The following is a 15466-nucleotide window of genomic DNA, read 5'->3' as shown; positions in this document are numbered from 1 at the left end:
ACAATAGAATTTGCAGTTTTGAGGACCAATAATATTTAATGAAAAAAAAGGCGCCGTTTCTAAACAGAGAGATCAGTTGGTTATATTTTAACGAACGGGTTTTACAAGAAGCTGCCGATGAAACCGTACCGCTCATAGAACGGATAAAGTTTTTATCTATCTTCTCGTCAAACCTTGAAGAGTTTTATCGGGTAAGGGTAGCCACATTAAGCCGGTTATCTAACCTAAATGATAAAGCCAAAGCATTATTGGGCTTTAACCCTAAAAAGATTTTAAACGAAATAAAGAATATTGTTGTAAAGCAGGAACGCAAATTTGAACAGCTTTTTCAGGCAACACTAATTAATGAGCTAGCACAGAACAGGATCTTTATTTTAAACGAAACGCAACTTAACGTTTCGCGCGGAGAATTTGTTCGCAACCATTTCAGAGACAGGATACTTTCAACGCTTGTTCCTATTATGATTGATCTGGATAAGCCCTTTCCCGAACTTAAAGATCGATATTTATATTTTTTTGTTCGGCTTTCAAAAAAAACATCCAAGAAAAGCGAGAAGTATGCACTAATAGAACTGCCTCCGGACTTGCCCAGGTTCCTTGTTCTGCCTGAAACGAACGGACTTAAATTTATCATCCTTGCCGAGGATATAATTAAATACTGCTTAGACGATATCTTCTATGTTTTTAACTACGATGTGATAGACGCATATTCTATTCAGCTCACCAGAGATGCAGAGCTGGATATAGATAAGAACATCAATGATAAATTTGTTGAAGACCTCAAAACCAGTCTCGATAAACGTAAAAAGGGTAAGCCAATGCGCCTTCTTTACGATACCGAAATGCCGTTTGAGATGCTTACGGTTTTGATTTCTAAACTTAAGATAGAAGCCGAAAGCTTAATCCCTGGAAACAGATATCATAAATTCGGAGATTTTATTGCCTTTCCAAATGTGGGTTCTAAAGACCTGGAGTATGCAAAAAATACACCATTGAAAGTCGCCGGTCTGCACCGCACCGAAAGCATCTTTAATAAACTAAGCGAACGGGATTATCTGATCAATTTACCTTATCAGTCGTACGATTATATTATTCTGTTTTTACGTGAGGCTGCAATTGATCCTAAGGTAACAGAAATCAATATTACCCTTTACCGACTGGCAGAAAACTCCAGGGTTGTAAATGCCCTGATAAATGCAGCTAAAAATGGCAAAAAGGTTCATTGCCTTGTAGAGTTAAAAGCCAGATTTGATGAGCAGGCAAACATATTCTGGACAAGCAAATTAGAAGAAGAGGGTGTACATGTTAATTACGGCTTAACGGATTATAAAGTACACTCCAAAATCTGTTTGGTAAAAAGAATGGAGAAGGGGAGAGCGGTTTACTATGCCAATCTTGCTACCGGTAATTTTAACGAGAAAACAGCTAAACTCTATTGCGACCACAGTATTTTTACTGCTAAAAAAGAAATTACACAAGACTTGCTTAAGCTCTTTAATGCCTTGAACAAAAGGATGGTCATAAAAGGATTTAGGCATCTGATTGTATCACCACTCGAATCCAGAACCAAGATATATGGCTTGATAGAAAGAGAGATTAAGTTTGCAAAGCAAGGTAAAACAGCCTACCTCATTTTAAAGGTAAACAGCCTTGCAGACGAAGGGATAGTAGAGAAACTTTATGAGGCGAGCAATGCGGGTGTAATTGTTAAGCTTATTGTTCGCGGTATCTGCACGCTTGTTCCGGGCATAGAAGGTTTTAGTGAAAACATCACGGTTATAAGCATCATTGATAAGTTTCTGGAACATGCCAGGGTATTCATATTTGGCAATAATAATAAAGAAGAAATGTTTCTTTCGTCTGCAGATCTGATGAGCAGGAACTTTGAACATAGGGTAGAAGTGGGCTTTCCGGTTTTAGATGAAGAAGTGAGACAGGAAATAAGAGATATCATTGAGTTTCAATTACAAGATAATGTGAAGGCCAGAGATATTACCCGCTTAAATAACAACAAATATCATAAAAACAGACTCACAACAAATGTTAGGGCGCAGGTGCAAACCTATAATTACTTAAAAAATAAACACCAATAGAGCAATGTTAAGATACGCTGCAATAGATATAGGGTCAAATGCTGTAAGGTTACTGATAGCTGATATCTCAAAAACGGAAAAGGGCTATAGTTATAAAAAGAACACCCTGGTAAGGGTACCATTAAGGCTGGGAGATGATGCGTTTCTAGATCACAGGTTATCAGATCGCAAAGTTGAAGACCTTGTTAAAACAATGAGTGCCTTTAAAAATCTGATGGATGTTTACCATGTTTCAGAATATCTGGCTTGTGCTACATCTGCAATGCGCGAAGCGGAGAACGGAGCCGAGGTGATAAAAAGAATTAAAGAAGTTGCCGATCTTGATCTCGAAATTATTGAAGGTCAGCGTGAAGCAAACATCATTTACGCTAACCATATTGAAGAAAACCTGGATGCTAAAAAAAGCTATCTGTATATAGACGTGGGCGGAGGTAGTACTGAGCTTTCGGTTTTTGTAAACAAAGAGCCGGTAGCCTCTAAATCCTTCGATATAGGAACCATCAGAATCCTCGACAATCAGGACAAGGATGAGACTTGGGAAGATATGCGACTTTGGATTAAAGAGAACACCAAAAACCTTAAAAATGTGGCAGGCATTGGAACTGGTGGGAACATCAATAAGCTGTTCAGAATGTCGGACGAAAAGGACGGAATGCCACTATCATTCCTGAAATTAAAAGGATTGTACAATCAACTGAACGGACATTCATTAAAAGAAAGGATTAGCGTGTTTGGCCTTAATCCGGATAGGGCAGACGTAATTATTCCTGCCTGCGAAATCTACATTACTTTAATGAAGTGGACAGGTATCAAGCAGATCTATGTACCTAAAGTTGGACTGGTAGATGGGATAATTAACCTGTTGATCGAAGAGAATTTATAGGTAGACTAAGGCAAGGTAAGCACCATGGTGACTTACCGATGCCGGTTTGGTCTTTTTGTAATCAAACAGGGCATGGTCGGTTATTTTAATTTCAACCTTTTCAAGTTCTTCCAGTTTTGTTGAGGCTATGGTATGAACGTAATTCTCATCAAAAAAGCTTTCAGTATAGTATAGCTCATTCTCATAAGAAACATTTCCGGTGGCAGTATCGTTATGAATGATCAGGTTGCTGCACCGAAGTTTAAGTGGGGCAAACTCACGGAGTTTAGCCTCCCTTGAATATATTTTATAGGCAGATTCCTTCATGCTCCACAACAACCATATGATCATAGAAGGATGAATACCGGAGGTGATCATAAATTGCTCTTCGGTGTTAAAGATCTTATCCAGATAACCCTTCCGTTTCCAGTTACTATCTATCGTAGCCTGTACAAGATCTACTATGTCGTTGCCTATCATTTTGTTTTCAGTTTATCTTCAATGATTTCCATTGCAGCGCTAACATTCAGCATTCGTTCCATTGATAGGTTGTCAATCTCGATATCAAATTCTTCTTCAACATCTAAAATTACATCAACCAGGTTGGCAGAATTGATCTTCAAATCTTTAATGAAATCAGTAGTTTCATTTATTGAGGCTACGGCATCTTTATCTTGCGCATAGGTAGTAATAATAGGCGTAAGCCTTGCTATTAATTCTGCTCTGTCCATATTTATTTAGCGTATTTTTTTAAGATAATACAAGCATTTACATCGCCAAACCCGAAGCTTGCTTTAGCCACAATATTAACATTTGTGTTCAACAATTGTTGCGGAATTCTATTGAAATCTATCATGTCGCTAATCTCTGGATTTAGATCTTCACAATTGATACTCGGAAATATAAAATCATGATGCAATTGTAAGATTGAGGCTACACATTCAATGCTTCCGGCAGCGCTTAGGCAATGGCCGATTGTAGATTTTAAAGAGTTGATATAAGGAAAATCAGAGCCTTTTCTATTCAAGGCAATACTCCAGTTCTGGATTTCTGTAGCGTCTTTAGAAGTTGCTGTAAGGTGCCCGTTAATGGCGTCCACTTCACTGGGGTTAATGCCTGCATTTTGCAAGGCTCCTTTTATGCAGCGTTGAACAGCAATACTATTTGGAGCTGTCATGGTTCCGATGCCCCTTTGTCCGCCTGAATTGATATGCCCTCCCAGTATTTCCCCATAAATTGTTGCTCCCCGTTTAAGGGCGCTATCTAATGATTCCAAAACCATAGCTCCCGCGCCGCTTCCGGGTACAAAGCCACTTGCACTGGCACTCATTGGTCTGGATCCTTGCTCAGGAGATGGGTTGTGTTTGTAAGTGCAAACTTTCATTGCGTCAAATCCGGCCCATATATAGGGTCCGCTGTCACTGGTGCTGCCAGCGAGCATCTTTGTCGCCTGTCCGGTTTTAATTCGCTCATAAGCCATTAAAATGCTTTCTGTACCTGTAATGCAGGCCGATGAGTTGGTGGTTGTCTGATTTCCCAATCCGAGCTTGCCGCCCAGATAAGCGCTGATTCCGCTTGCCATGGTTTGTACCACTACATTGCTGCCGAGTTTTCTGAGTTGCAGTTCATCAACTTTGTAGATAGACTCTCTGAACTTATCAATGCCCGAAGTGCCGGTTCCAAATATTGTTCCACTGTCCCAATCAGGTTCATCGCCATCGGTAATGGTTAGACCCGCATCTTTCCAGGCATCCATACCGGCAATAACGCCATACAGGATCCCTGTACTGTTAAAATTTTTTAATTCTAAGGCGGTAAAATATTGTGCAATAAAATCATCAGACAGCTCAGGTTTACCAGCTATCTGACAAGAAAACTGCAGTTGTGCTAACTGAGGATCATGCTTAATACCCGAAGTGCCATTTTTTATGGCATCCGTAAATGCAGTTAAGTCAACTCCATTTGGGGCAACAACTCCTAATCCTGTTACAACAACTCTTTTATCCATTCATTTTATTGGTTACCATTCCGGCTATTGTGCCTTTGCATACCACTTCATGCTGCTCATTTAACATTTGCACGGTACAGTTTAGTTTTTTAAAGCGGAAGTATACTTTTTCTGCAACAACTTTTACCTTTTCTCCCGGAAATACAGGTTTTATAAAATCAATAGCAGTAGAAGTTAGCATTACATGTCCTGGTAGGCCACCTTCAGCACTTCCTGTAAGATATATACCCAAACAAACCAAACCAATTTGAGCCATTGTTTCAGTTAAAATTACGCCTGGTGTTACCGGATGATCCTTAAAATGACCTTTGTAAAAGTCAAGATCTTTATCAAATGTGAAAGTTCCGCTTGATCCGTTTTCATCGATATGAAGTATTTCATCTACAAATAAAAACGGTTTGGAGTAAGGCAAGTGGGCTAAAATTTCTTCTTTATTCATGTTAAACTAATTATTGCGTTAAAAGTATTCTTTTTTTAGTTTCTAAAGCGATCCTCACGCTGAATTTATTTCAGCATCGCGAATTAGAAAGGCCATCCAGTAAGTCCGAAATGCTGAAATAAATTCAGCATAACCTGAGGTACTACCATTTCAACAATATTCTTTGCGCAGAAAACCCGGGGCCAAAGCTTAACATCAGTCCCAAATCTCCGGTACTCTGCTTACTCGCCATAAAGCGTTCTAAAACATACATAACCGTGGCGCTCGACATATTTCCAAACAATCTTAAAACCGCTTTAGTATCTTCTATATTCTTACCTAATTTACCAAATAAGTCATCAACAAGCTGCACAATTTTTTTTCCTCCCGGATGAAAGATCAAATGATCAATATCACCTATTGTTAAATTGTGTTTCGCTAAAAACGGATGGATGATATCCGGAAAATGACTTTCTATCGTATCAGGCACTGCAACATCCAAAACCATTTGCAAACCACTGTTTGCCAGTTTAAAGCCCATCATCTGTTCTGCATTGTAAAAGTGATACATTTCATTCGCTATAATTTCCGGGCCCTCATCATCTGGGTGGGATGACAGTAACGCACAAGCCATACCATCACCAAAAATTGCCGCGCTGACAATGTTGGCCATAGAAAAATCATTTACCTGAAATGTTGCTGTAGGCGATTCGTACGCAACTACTGCAGCCCGTTTCCCCGGATTAGCTATCAAAAAATTATTGGCATATATCATACCCGAAACACCTGCCGCACAACCCATTTCTGTAACCGGTAAGCGAACTATATCTTGTTTCAGATTTAAGGTGTTGATGAGGTATGCATCTAATGAAGGAATCATAATACCCGTGCAGCTCACTGTAATTATATAGTCCAGATCATCAGGTAACCATGCTGCTTTTTCTAAAGTTTTTTTTAAGCATTCGGTAGCAAGGTTTATGCCCTCTCTCACATAAATATTGTTCCTTTCTTCAAAAGTCAGATTGCTGAAAACTTCTTCGGGCGACATGATCGAATAGCGCTGATCAACCCCTGCATTTTCAAATATCTTTTTTACTTTTCTAATGAAACGTTCATCTTGTCCACTTAACCATGAATCTAAAAAAGGTATAATTTCTTCAGTTTTTCTTGAATACCGGGGCAACAGCTTAGCAATGGTTTTGATCTTTACATTCATAGATGGTTTTTGTTAATTGGAAGTTGGAATTATCCATTGATAGCGAAATGCCCATTTCCATTTTACCGTATATTTTTTAAAATCCAGTTCCCTGGAATAGGATTGCAGGTCAGCCTTTTTAAAACCCCTAAGTATCGAAACCAGTCCATCATCTTTAGACATTTTATTGAGTCTGAAAACAAAGCATATCGCCAAAAACAGGTAATAAGCAACAGCACTTCTATGTAAATCGTTAACCACAATACCCATCTCTGCCTGATTTCTAAAACCGTTCATCAGTTTCAGTATTTCGGGATCTTTGAAATGGTGAAGAGTTAATGTACAAAGGATAACATCGTAAGTGCTTTGTTGTTCAATTTCATTGAAAATATCTGTACATACGTAGCTAATGTTTGGGTAGTTTTTGGACAACTGCTGCGCGTGGCCAATGGTATAATTGTTGGCATCAATTCCAATCAGTTTAAACTTTAAATTATTTTTAAGAGCATAGTCAGCAAGGGTTCTCAGCATATCACCATTCCCACAACCTACATCTAAAATGCTAATCTCTTTCGAAGTATTATTGCTAAAAGCCTCACTGCTTTTTATTAAGGTTGTTACGCCATGCAAGGTCACTTTGTTCCCACCCAGTAATCTGTTTATGCTTGCAATTTTGTCTAAAGCATCCCTTAGTATTTCTCCTTCCATAGAGAAATTATCCATTATTTCAGATGCTCCGCTTCTTCTTCTGGTGTTTACAAGCATTTAAATTATCGGTTTTCCGTGAGTTTTTTTAATGATTTGGGGCAATATAGAAGGGAATTTAATCAATAGATTTAACAATGGAGCAAAGAGTTTTTCTTTTCTTATAATCCCTGAAAGGAGTTTCCCCACAGCCAGTCTATTTTTGAAATTTATGTTCCATTCTTTCTCATATTTTTCTTCTAATAGCGTTCTTGATGAGATATTGCCATTCAAAAACTGAATGGTTAATTCTGCACAGATCTTGGCGCTATGGATGGCCATTGCCATCCCGTTTCCACACAAAGGATGGATTAGACCTGCGGTATCTCCAACCATCAAAATATGATTATAAACAGGTTCCTTTTTCTCAAAAGAAATTTGACTTATTGTTAGTGGCTGATCAAACAATGGAATACAGTTTTCAAATACCTCCTCTAGATGAGGGTTTTTATAAAGTACCTGTTTTTGAAAATCAGCAATGTTTTTATAGGCTTTAAAGCTTTGGTAATCTGTGAGGTAACAGATGTTAATGTGATCGTTTTCTACTTTAGAAACCCCGCAATACCCGCCTTTAAAATTATGAAGTGCAACCAGGTCATCCGGGAAATCACCCGTGTAGTGCGCTTTTACAGCAAGCCATGGCGATTTTTTTTGAATAAATCCCCGTTCCATCTTTTGATCCAATGATGATCTTTTTCCAAAAGCACCAATTGCCATTTTTGCATTAAGCAAACCAGTTTTGGTTGTGCTAATGCTAAATACATCTTCTTTGAAATCAATGGCGTTTACAGTGTCATTTATGAAAGTGCAGCCATTTTGCAATGCCTTTTCGTAGAGGAAATGATCAAGCGCAAAGCGGCTAATTCCAAAACCGCCGAGCGGTAATTCTGTGTTTGTTGTTTTGCCGCTGGCAGAAGAAATAGTTAATCGGATAATTTCTGTCGGATTCAGCTGGGCCGGATCAATATCAAGCGATTTCAAATAGGGCAGCACCTCATTTGAAACGTATTCGCCGCAAACCTTATGCTGCGGGTAATGGTTTTTTTCTATTAGGGTAACGCCAAATCCTGACTTTAGCAAATGTATTGCACAGGTTAATCCAGCTAAGCCACCACCAACTATAATTATGTCATTTTTTTCTGATTTCACAGCAGGTAACGAACTTAGTGACTACATAACACTGTAAAACTCGTTATTGTTCGTTAAAAGTCATACTGAATTTGTGAGCCGATTAGCAAAAATAATCGGCTCATGAAATATAACTGGGAACTACCGGATTGGTCAGGTTTTAAGATTCAGCTTAACAAAAGTGAGGCTATGTTATACGCCTTTACACTGGAAACAGGTGAAATGAATGGCATAGTTCAAACTTTGCCACCAGACATTCAGCAAGTAGCATTGCTACAGATAATGATTTCAGAAGCCCTGAAGATTTCTGAAATTGAAGGAGAGTTTTTAAGCCGACAGGAAGTTATGTTCTCTATTCGTAATAATCTTGGACTTAATATTCCGTCTGATGTTGTGCACGACAGAAGAGCATCAGGCATTGGTAATACATTTCAATTACTAAAACATCAAAAGCCACGGCCACACGCGATTTGCAGGAACTAAGTGATTTAGAAATTTTAATAGCCGCTGGAAGTGGGCGTGGTGTGCATTATGACCTAAACTTTAAACTCATCTAAAGAGTAGGGCAATTCTTCGCAAATAAAGCCATATTTCATTAAAATTTTTCTGATGGCAGGTACATAGGAACTGGCACTGACTACCCTAAGGATTTTATCTTCATCCTCTAATGCAAAAGTCCAGTTTTTTGTGCCAAGCAGATTGTCCATCTTACGTCTAATGGTACTAAGATCATTTTTGTCCCGTACCGAAGTTTTAAAAATAATTATGTTCATCACTCTTCATTGATTGTGTCTAACAATTATCAGGTTGCAATCCTTATTGCCTCAACCTAACACATATAAAGATGGTTGATTTGTGAATTTAAGAAAAGAGAATTTACACCGAAACGGACAAAATTGAAGCTGAATTGTAAGCGTATATTTATTTTCTGGCAAGCCAGTCTAAAAATTGAGGTGTCTTTTCTTTGCTTATGGTGATGGTTTCCTTAAAAGGGACTAAGAGGTTTATAACCAGCTTACGGGAAAAAAAATGAGCCGCATCTTTAACCGCCGTTCTGTTTAACAGGCACTGCCTGTTTACCCTAAAAAAATCATCGCCACAAATACGTTCCAGCTCTTCCATTTTCTTGCTAACCGCATACGTTTTGTCGTCAAAAGTAAACAAGCAGGTTTCTTCATGTTTAATATAAAACAAAGCAATATGCTCCATTTTTACAGGAATGATCTTGTCTTTATGGGTAACTAAAATAGAAAATGTTTTTTGCACAGGTTTGTTTGCAAACAGATCTAAAATAGAATCATATGAAACCGCTGAAGTAGTAAATTCCTTGCGTAAGGTTTGATATTTTTTTAGCGCTTGTTCAACTGTTGATGAAACAATTGGTTTTAATATATAATCGATGCCCGTTGTGCGAAAAGCGTTGAATGCATATTCATCATAAGCGGTACAAAAAATGATAGGAGCAGTAACCTCGACAGCTTTAAATATGTCGAAACTTAATCCATCACCGAGTTGAATATCACTAAAGATAAGATCAGGCATGCCGTGCGTTCTAAAATAATGCAGTGATTCTTTTACAGATCTTAGGCTTGCAACAATTTGAGCATTAGGTTGTAATCTGATGATCAGATCAGCAAGATCCTCAGCCGTTATTTGTTCATCTTCTATAATTACAATCTTCATGTTTTAATATTTTTAAGCTAACAGAAAAGGTAAGTCCATCATCTCTGATGTCAATCTCATCACCAGATAACAGGTTATATCTTTCTGCAAGATTAGCCAGGCCGCTACCGGTAGAATGTTCTAGATTCGACTTAAGTTGAATGTTATTTGTTACACTGATCCAGTTGCCATTTTGTTTGATATTTATGTTGAGCGGAGCAGCATCGGTAAGCTCATTGTGTTTAATTACGTTCTCCAGAAGTGGCTGAAGCGAAAAAATAGGAAGCACCAGTCCGGAACTTTCTTTCTCTTGTTCTTGTATGTCTAAATTAAAGCTCAGGGCTTCACCAAACCTTACTTTTTGCATCTCCAGGTAATCTGCACATAATTTCAGCTCATCATTCAGAGATGCTATTCCGCTTTTATTGCCCGATATGGAGACACGTAAGAAGTCAGATAAGCGGAGTAAATAATCCTCAGCTTTATCGGGACTCCTTTTAATTAAAGATTTTAATATGTTGAGCGCATTAAACAGAAAATGCGGATGTATTTGCTGAAGTAACAATTCATTGGCCGCCTGAGACCTTGCCGCAATTAAGCGTGAGTTCTCCAACTGCACCTGGTTATTGGAATCTTGTACAATAATGAAGTTTTGGAGCAGCAAAACAATACCATTAATAAAGAATCCCTGTAAACTGAGATAAATGTAAATTACATTGCCTCTAACCCTAAATGGTTCGTGCTGTTCTATTATGCCGCGATATGTAAGGTATTGACCAAACCAGTAAATACATATAATTATTACCGCGCTCATCACAAAACTTGCCAGGTAAAACTTTTTGTTACTTTTACTGATAGGAGGCGATTTTTCATCCCCAAAAACCACTAATAGACGGATGTTAGATAAGCACATTAACGTAAGCAGCAGTTGAAAAAACAAACATTTTACAAGAGATGAGTACAGTTCCCCATCTTGAATAAAAGAAGAAAGCAGCAAAAACAAACTGACCGCTGTAGTAAAACAGCAGCTTATTTTTATTAAGCTTTTAAGAGGAAGTTTCGTTTTCATTCAGTGCAAATATATTCATGATTAACGAAGAACTTTTATTTTATCACAAAGCTCCTAAAGTTCTCATGAAATTGAGTTCCACAAAAATGAATGGTTTGAGGATTCAATTAAAGGTGTTTATTACTCAAACGGACAAAATTAAACCCGAACAGTTTAAATAGGGAACCGGTTTGCTTTGTATTATCTTACTGGGATGTAAAATTTATTGCTAATCGGATTAGAATATTTTAATGTAACGGGAAGTTATTGAGGTAGGATATTAGTAGAGGAATCCGAATAACCAAAGCGGGATTTTATTTCCAAAACCTATTTCAATTTCGTCACTGGCAATATAGGCATGTTCAAGATTCTGTATTTGTTTGTACGATTTGTTTTTCCCTCCAATTTCTATAATTTGTTTTCCATCAATCAGAAAATCTCCTTTTTCGGCCAGCTGAACTTTGTGCCCTGAATTTTTCAACTGATTAAACAAAAAAGTTTCTCTTATTGTTCCAATTTCAGGATTGTTGTTTTAGAGCGAAACTCAGGTTGGTGTTTTCTAAATAGATTTTATCGGGCTTTTGTAATGCCGCTATGCCTTGTGTAGGCCGGTTAATCAGATTTAACAGGTAAGCGCTTTGCAAATTTTGCAAAAAGTTATTTACGGTGTCTTTGCCAAGATTTAATTTCTTTGCTATTGCAGCAATGTTTGGCTCAAAAGGTGCCGATTCTGCTATTACCCCTAAAAGTTTCTTGATTTTTACGGTATGGGTAGTCGAATAATTTTGTATAAATGCCAGATCATGTGAAATGGAGGCATCTATAACATGGTATAATCGTGTCAGGTAATCGATTTCTTTATTTGTTTTGGTAAATGGAAGATAGCCGCTAATCAGGTATTCTTTAAATAGCACCAAAGAACCTTTTAATTTATTATAAAAAGACCTGGTAAGTTCAACATGGCTTAACAATAGCTCATCAAGTGATACCTGAGGAATCTTTATTTTATATGCCAGATCAAGATACTCTCTAAATGACATTCCAGAAAGTTCATAGCTAAGTACCCCTCTGTTCAAATCGGACTCACCTCTATAGATATCTAAAGCAGACGAGGCTGTAAATACCACCTTCATGCCCGGATCCCATCATAAATGTTCTTTAATTCGCGTGACCAGTTTACATATTTATGTACCTCATCAATATATAATACTTTTCCATCGGCCTTATGCCATTTATCTGCCAGGTCTAGAAGCGAATGATTATAAAACCATGGATGATCAGCAATCACATACAGACTTTTAACGGTGCTGGAAGCATTATATTTGATGTGCTGTAAGATCATTGTGGCACGCAAACCCTTTATTGCAATCATTCGTTGATCCCAGGGTATTTTATTATGAAGAAAACGAAAGAGTTCGCTTTCTGTATGCGTTAATAAATTCTCTTGATATGCAATTAAAGATTCGATTTTGACTTGATTTCAAGTCAAGAATACATAAATATTGACTTGAATACAAATCAATATTTCGATTTTATACCATTTAAAAATCGTAACATCTGGATGATCTGATTTTTCTCATATTTCTGGGACCTAAATAAATGCCTACTGAAAACTCATGACTACCATAGTTGTAGTACTGGAGCTTGTTTAAAGAATAGTCGTAAGAATAGCCGACTCTTAGGTTGTCTGTAGCAAAGAGTTCGAACATCATGCCCAGTGCATTTTTCTTAGTAAGGTCGTTTTGGAGATATTTTTTGTTGTATAGAGGAACCGTGGTTCTGTAAAAACCTCCTATCCATACCTTTTCATTAAGTAGGACGAAGGCGTTAACATCCAGAGAAGTTGGGCCTTTTATATCGTCTTTTAATAAAATAATAGGTTTTAACGCCCATCCATAAGTAATGGGGATTAAAGCCCCTGCAGTTAAAAATATGTGCGGTTGAGGAACAGGAACAAGAAGATTGTTGCTGTAGTTTTTTGCAGCCCAGCTTGCGATCAGATTACTTGCCGAAAGTCCGGCGAAATACTTTTCATTAGAGTAGTAAATACCAGCTCTGGCATCAGGAAAAAATCGGCTTTGCATTCCAGTAGGGATAACTTCATCATCGGGATCTATGCTGGTTAATTTATCTCCATCAAGGCCAAGTTGCATTACGCCAGCTGCCAAACCAAAGGAGAGTCTGGAATTTTCATCATAACCCAATTGGATTTTATAGGCGTAGTTTGCATATGCAGAAAGGTTTTTTTGCGCACCAATTTTATCGTTTGAAGCGATAAATCCAAGACCAACATTTCCATCATCGATGGCACCATCTACAGCTACTGAAACTGTTGTTGGTGCACCTCTTACGCCCACCCATTGTGCGCGATAAAAAGCCTGTATATATAGCTCTTTTTTATACCCTGTATAAGCAGGATTAATATGAATTGTATTGAAAATGTATTGTGTAAACTGACTGTCTTGCTGTGCACTTGAACTACACATAATTCCAATAGATGCTAAAAACAGAAGTATGATTCTTTTCATCATTGTTTGCCTCTTAATAAAGTGATATAGCCTTTATAGATTTCCCATTTAGTGCCTATTTTTAGTCGTAGTACATAGAAATAAGTACCTTCATTAAGCCCTCGTCCGGTCCATTCATTATTGTAGCCTTTTTTGAAGTATACAGTTCCTCCCCATCTGTTTAGGATGGTGATTTCATTTTCAAATGCTTGTACACCGGGTATTTCGAAGGTTTCATTTTTGTTGTCTCCGTTTGGCGTAAACACGTTAGGAATAATAATACCTGCTACCGAAGTACTAGCTCTGGAAACGTTATTAGCCAGATTTGGATCAGCCTGATCAGCCGAAACTTTTGCAGTGTTGTAAATAACACCGGCCTTAAGCGCTTTTGTTTTTATCCTTAAATCAGCAGATTCACCATTTTGCAGACTGTCAATTTCCCAATGCACGGTCCTTGTTGCAAAGCTATACCTGGCGTTGCTGCCGGCAGTAGGGGTTAGTTGCTGAAATTCAACCTCAGGAGGTAGTTCATCTGTAACCTTAATGTTGGTTGCCTTATCGACTCCATTATTTTTTACGTTAATGGTATAATCGAATGAGTCGTTGAGTGTTAAAGCTCTGTTTTCTGATGTTTTAGTAACCATTACATCAGCTTTGAGAATAACAGGAGGAGAGCCGCCTACAACGATAACAGCTTCTGATATATCAGAAGCACAGCCTTCGGTGTTATAAGATATTACAGTGTATGTTCCAGAAACAAATACTGTAAATTCCTGACCAATGGCGCCACTTACAATTTGACTGTCTTTAAGCCATTGATAGGTTGATGCGTTAACAGAATTTGCCCGCAACTTTAAAGAAGCTCCCTGAGGGAGATTCACAGTTTGGGGACCAGAAGATTGCGCAAAGCATGCCGTTGCACTGAGCAACAGCATACTTGACACAAAACTTATTTTTCTATTAATCATGGATCTCAATGCGCCTTTATAAATTAGTTGCTAATTAAAGAGCAATTGTAACGGTTGGTTTGCCTGGTTGAGGCGCTACGGTAATGGTTTGTGTATTTGAAGGTTGTGTGCAACCAGCATTATCTCCTGACTTAAGAACACTACCCGATGGTACAGTATAAGCAACACTTGCGCCTATTAGATAGACTCCTTTATCAGTAGTATTAACGGTCAAAGTTCCAGTTGTTGCGTCAGATGTGGCAGTGCCTATGGTCGTTCCATTAACTGACGATCCGCCATCTTTTATTGCACTCCAGGTGTAAGCGTAGCCAATATCCTCTGGAAGTGTGGCCGCTGGGGTAGGTGTTGCAACAAGAATTGAGGAAGGTGTTGTCGCATTCTCGCAATACTGTGGTGTAGACGGTGCTGCAAGTGCCAATGTTTTGGTAGGTAAAACATAAAGCTTAAATGCGTCTGATACATCGCCACTACAATTATTGGGATTTGCAGAGATTACAAAAACTTTAAATCTGTGTTCTCCTGCTGTTAAAGCTACATCTGTTGCAAAATTTGGAGCAGTTCCTGCTACGGTAACGGGAAGCGTCAAAGCAGCTCCTATAGGAGCATCCGAACTATTAAACTCTTGCCATACAACTCTGTCTCCCACAATTAATGCTCCTTCTACAGTAGGATCAGGTTTTAAATTTGCTGTTCCGCCACCGCAAATGTACAACGGATAGATTTCAGCAAATGCTCCAAATGGCATTGCAAATAAAAAAAGTGTCGTTACAATTAATTTCAATTTTTTAATTTTTGTTTCCATGATTTCTAAATTTTAAGTCTATTTATTTTTA

The 15466-nt window shown here is 38.1% G+C and carries 19 protein-coding genes; 3 read left to right on the top strand and 16 right to left on the bottom strand.

Annotation, left to right across the window (positions count from 1 at the left end; translation table 11 throughout):
- Positions 1 to 38 precede the first annotated feature (38 nt).
- Together ppk1 and AC6CH7_RS13805 are read left to right on the top strand one after the other, a co-directional pair.
- Positions 39 to 2093 carry a polyphosphate kinase 1 gene (gene ppk1, locus AC6CH7_RS13810; RefSeq protein WP_498263297.1) on the top strand — a complete coding sequence of 685 codons (2055 nt, stop codon included), beginning with the start codon at positions 39 to 41 and terminating at the stop codon, positions 2091 to 2093.
- A 4-nt stretch (positions 2094 to 2097) separates the two neighbouring features.
- On the top strand, positions 2098 to 2976 hold the full coding sequence (locus AC6CH7_RS13805; protein ID WP_498263296.1) for a Ppx/GppA phosphatase family protein: 879 nt from the start codon (positions 2098 to 2100) through the stop codon (positions 2974 to 2976).
- Here the strand turns inward: AC6CH7_RS13805 and AC6CH7_RS13800 are convergent.
- The 7 genes from AC6CH7_RS13800 to AC6CH7_RS13770 form a co-directional block, all read right to left on the bottom strand.
- The gene (locus AC6CH7_RS13800; protein ID WP_498263295.1) at positions 2971 to 3435 is read right to left on the bottom strand and encodes a 4'-phosphopantetheinyl transferase family protein; all 465 of its coding nucleotides are present in this window, start codon (positions 3433 to 3435) and stop codon (positions 2971 to 2973) included. The genes AC6CH7_RS13805 and AC6CH7_RS13800 overlap by 6 nt on opposite strands.
- Entirely contained in the window at positions 3432 to 3686 is a 255-nt protein-coding gene (locus AC6CH7_RS13795; protein ID WP_498263294.1) for an acyl carrier protein, read from the bottom strand. Before AC6CH7_RS13795 ends, AC6CH7_RS13800 begins: the two co-directional genes overlap by 4 nt.
- Positions 3687 to 3688: 2 nt before the next feature.
- Positions 3689 to 4963, bottom strand: a complete 1275-nt coding sequence (locus AC6CH7_RS13790; protein ID WP_498263293.1) for a beta-ketoacyl-[acyl-carrier-protein] synthase family protein — start codon at positions 4961 to 4963, stop codon at positions 3689 to 3691.
- The gene (locus AC6CH7_RS13785) at positions 4956 to 5402 is read right to left on the bottom strand and encodes a 3-hydroxyacyl-ACP dehydratase FabZ family protein (RefSeq protein WP_498263292.1); all 447 of its coding nucleotides are present in this window, start codon (positions 5400 to 5402) and stop codon (positions 4956 to 4958) included. The genes AC6CH7_RS13790 and AC6CH7_RS13785 overlap by 8 nt, the downstream gene beginning before the upstream one ends.
- Before the next feature lie 142 nt (positions 5403 to 5544).
- Positions 5545 to 6597: a type III polyketide synthase gene (locus AC6CH7_RS13780; protein WP_498263291.1), complete on the bottom strand. Its 1053-nt coding sequence runs from the start codon at positions 6595 to 6597 to the stop codon at positions 5545 to 5547.
- Positions 6598 to 6609: 12 nt separating this feature from the next.
- On the bottom strand, positions 6610 to 7341 hold the full coding sequence (locus tag AC6CH7_RS13775; protein ID WP_498263290.1) for a methyltransferase domain-containing protein: 732 nt from the start codon (positions 7339 to 7341) through the stop codon (positions 6610 to 6612).
- Positions 7342 to 8469 (bottom strand): NAD(P)/FAD-dependent oxidoreductase, encoded by a 1128-nt coding sequence (locus AC6CH7_RS13770; RefSeq protein ID WP_498263289.1) that lies wholly within the window; start codon positions 8467 to 8469, stop codon positions 7342 to 7344.
- Positions 8470 to 8571: 102 nt separating this feature from the next.
- Here AC6CH7_RS13770 and AC6CH7_RS13765 point away from each other — a divergent pair, with 102 nt between their 5' ends.
- Positions 8572 to 8931, top strand: a complete 360-nt coding sequence (locus AC6CH7_RS13765) for a DUF4172 domain-containing protein (protein ID WP_498263288.1) — start codon at positions 8572 to 8574, stop codon at positions 8929 to 8931.
- A 53-nt stretch (positions 8932 to 8984) separates the two neighbouring features.
- Here AC6CH7_RS13765 and AC6CH7_RS13760 read toward each other — a convergent pair whose 3' ends face one another.
- From AC6CH7_RS13760 to AC6CH7_RS13720, 9 genes are all read right to left on the bottom strand, one after another.
- Positions 8985 to 9221 (bottom strand): hypothetical protein, encoded by a 237-nt coding sequence (locus AC6CH7_RS13760; protein WP_172663739.1) that lies wholly within the window; start codon positions 9219 to 9221, stop codon positions 8985 to 8987.
- Between the two features lie 148 nt (positions 9222 to 9369).
- Positions 9370 to 10131 (bottom strand): LytR/AlgR family response regulator transcription factor, encoded by a 762-nt coding sequence (locus AC6CH7_RS13755; RefSeq protein ID WP_498263287.1) that lies wholly within the window; start codon positions 10129 to 10131, stop codon positions 9370 to 9372.
- Positions 10106 to 11179 (bottom strand): sensor histidine kinase, encoded by a 1074-nt coding sequence (locus tag AC6CH7_RS13750; RefSeq protein ID WP_498263286.1) that lies wholly within the window; start codon positions 11177 to 11179, stop codon positions 10106 to 10108. The genes AC6CH7_RS13755 and AC6CH7_RS13750 overlap by 26 nt, the downstream gene beginning before the upstream one ends.
- A 259-nt stretch (positions 11180 to 11438) precedes the next feature.
- Positions 11439 to 11639: a hypothetical protein gene (locus tag AC6CH7_RS13745; protein ID WP_498263285.1), complete on the bottom strand. Its 201-nt coding sequence runs from the start codon at positions 11637 to 11639 to the stop codon at positions 11439 to 11441.
- Positions 11640 to 11676: 37 nt separating this feature from the next.
- Positions 11677 to 12291 (bottom strand): DUF8612 domain-containing protein, encoded by a 615-nt coding sequence (locus AC6CH7_RS13740; RefSeq protein WP_498263284.1) that lies wholly within the window; start codon positions 12289 to 12291, stop codon positions 11677 to 11679.
- A complete protein-coding gene (locus AC6CH7_RS13735; RefSeq protein ID WP_498263283.1) occupies positions 12288 to 12530 on the bottom strand; it encodes an AAA family ATPase in 243 nt (80 codons plus the stop codon). The genes AC6CH7_RS13740 and AC6CH7_RS13735 overlap by 4 nt, the downstream gene beginning before the upstream one ends.
- A 169-nt stretch (positions 12531 to 12699) precedes the next feature.
- Positions 12700 to 13689 (bottom strand): PorP/SprF family type IX secretion system membrane protein, encoded by a 990-nt coding sequence (locus AC6CH7_RS13730; protein WP_498263282.1) that lies wholly within the window; start codon positions 13687 to 13689, stop codon positions 12700 to 12702.
- On the bottom strand, positions 13686 to 14633 hold the full coding sequence (locus tag AC6CH7_RS13725; protein WP_498263281.1) for a T9SS type B sorting domain-containing protein: 948 nt from the start codon (positions 14631 to 14633) through the stop codon (positions 13686 to 13688). Before AC6CH7_RS13725 ends, AC6CH7_RS13730 begins: the two co-directional genes overlap by 4 nt.
- A 34-nt stretch (positions 14634 to 14667) precedes the next feature.
- On the bottom strand, positions 14668 to 15435 hold the full coding sequence (locus tag AC6CH7_RS13720) for a hypothetical protein (protein ID WP_498263280.1): 768 nt from the start codon (positions 15433 to 15435) through the stop codon (positions 14668 to 14670).
- Positions 15436 to 15466 lie beyond the last annotated feature (31 nt).

Source organism: Pedobacter sp. GQ55 (genome assembly GCF_059758925.1).
The sequence above is the reverse complement of the archived record's forward strand: the minus strand, read 5'-3'. Positions and strand labels throughout refer to the sequence as shown.

Excerpts from the sequence above, each read along its gene's own strand:
- ppk1 (WP_498263297.1), top strand. The coding sequence starts at position 39 with ATGAAAAAAAAGGCGCCGTTTCTAAACAGAGAGATCAGTTGGTTATAT.
- AC6CH7_RS13805 (WP_498263296.1), top strand. The coding sequence starts at position 2,098 with ATGTTAAGATACGCTGCAATAGATATAGGGTCAAATGCTGTAAGGTTA.
- AC6CH7_RS13800 (WP_498263295.1), bottom strand. The coding sequence starts at position 3,435 with ATGATAGGCAACGACATAGTAGATCTTGTACAGGCTACGATAGATAGT.
- AC6CH7_RS13795 (WP_498263294.1), bottom strand. The coding sequence starts at position 3,686 with ATGGACAGAGCAGAATTAATAGCAAGGCTTACGCCTATTATTACTACC.
- AC6CH7_RS13790 (WP_498263293.1), bottom strand. The coding sequence starts at position 4,963 with ATGGATAAAAGAGTTGTTGTAACAGGATTAGGAGTTGTTGCCCCAAAT.
- AC6CH7_RS13785 (WP_498263292.1), bottom strand. The coding sequence starts at position 5,402 with ATGAATAAAGAAGAAATTTTAGCCCACTTGCCTTACTCCAAACCGTTT.
- AC6CH7_RS13780 (WP_498263291.1), bottom strand. The coding sequence starts at position 6,597 with ATGAATGTAAAGATCAAAACCATTGCTAAGCTGTTGCCCCGGTATTCA.
- AC6CH7_RS13775 (WP_498263290.1), bottom strand. The coding sequence starts at position 7,341 with ATGCTTGTAAACACCAGAAGAAGAAGCGGAGCATCTGAAATAATGGAT.
- AC6CH7_RS13765 (WP_498263288.1), top strand. The coding sequence starts at position 8,572 with ATGAAATATAACTGGGAACTACCGGATTGGTCAGGTTTTAAGATTCAG.
- AC6CH7_RS13760 (WP_172663739.1), bottom strand. The coding sequence starts at position 9,221 with ATGAACATAATTATTTTTAAAACTTCGGTACGGGACAAAAATGATCTT.
- AC6CH7_RS13755 (WP_498263287.1), bottom strand. The coding sequence starts at position 10,131 with ATGAAGATTGTAATTATAGAAGATGAACAAATAACGGCTGAGGATCTT.
- AC6CH7_RS13750 (WP_498263286.1), bottom strand. The coding sequence starts at position 11,179 with ATGAAAACGAAACTTCCTCTTAAAAGCTTAATAAAAATAAGCTGCTGT.
- AC6CH7_RS13740 (WP_498263284.1), bottom strand. The coding sequence starts at position 12,291 with ATGAAGGTGGTATTTACAGCCTCGTCTGCTTTAGATATCTATAGAGGT.
- AC6CH7_RS13735 (WP_498263283.1), bottom strand. The coding sequence starts at position 12,530 with ATGATTGCAATAAAGGGTTTGCGTGCCACAATGATCTTACAGCACATC.
- AC6CH7_RS13730 (WP_498263282.1), bottom strand. The coding sequence starts at position 13,689 with ATGATGAAAAGAATCATACTTCTGTTTTTAGCATCTATTGGAATTATG.
- AC6CH7_RS13725 (WP_498263281.1), bottom strand. The coding sequence starts at position 14,633 with ATGATTAATAGAAAAATAAGTTTTGTGTCAAGTATGCTGTTGCTCAGT.
- AC6CH7_RS13720 (WP_498263280.1), bottom strand. The coding sequence starts at position 15,435 with ATGGAAACAAAAATTAAAAAATTGAAATTAATTGTAACGACACTTTTT.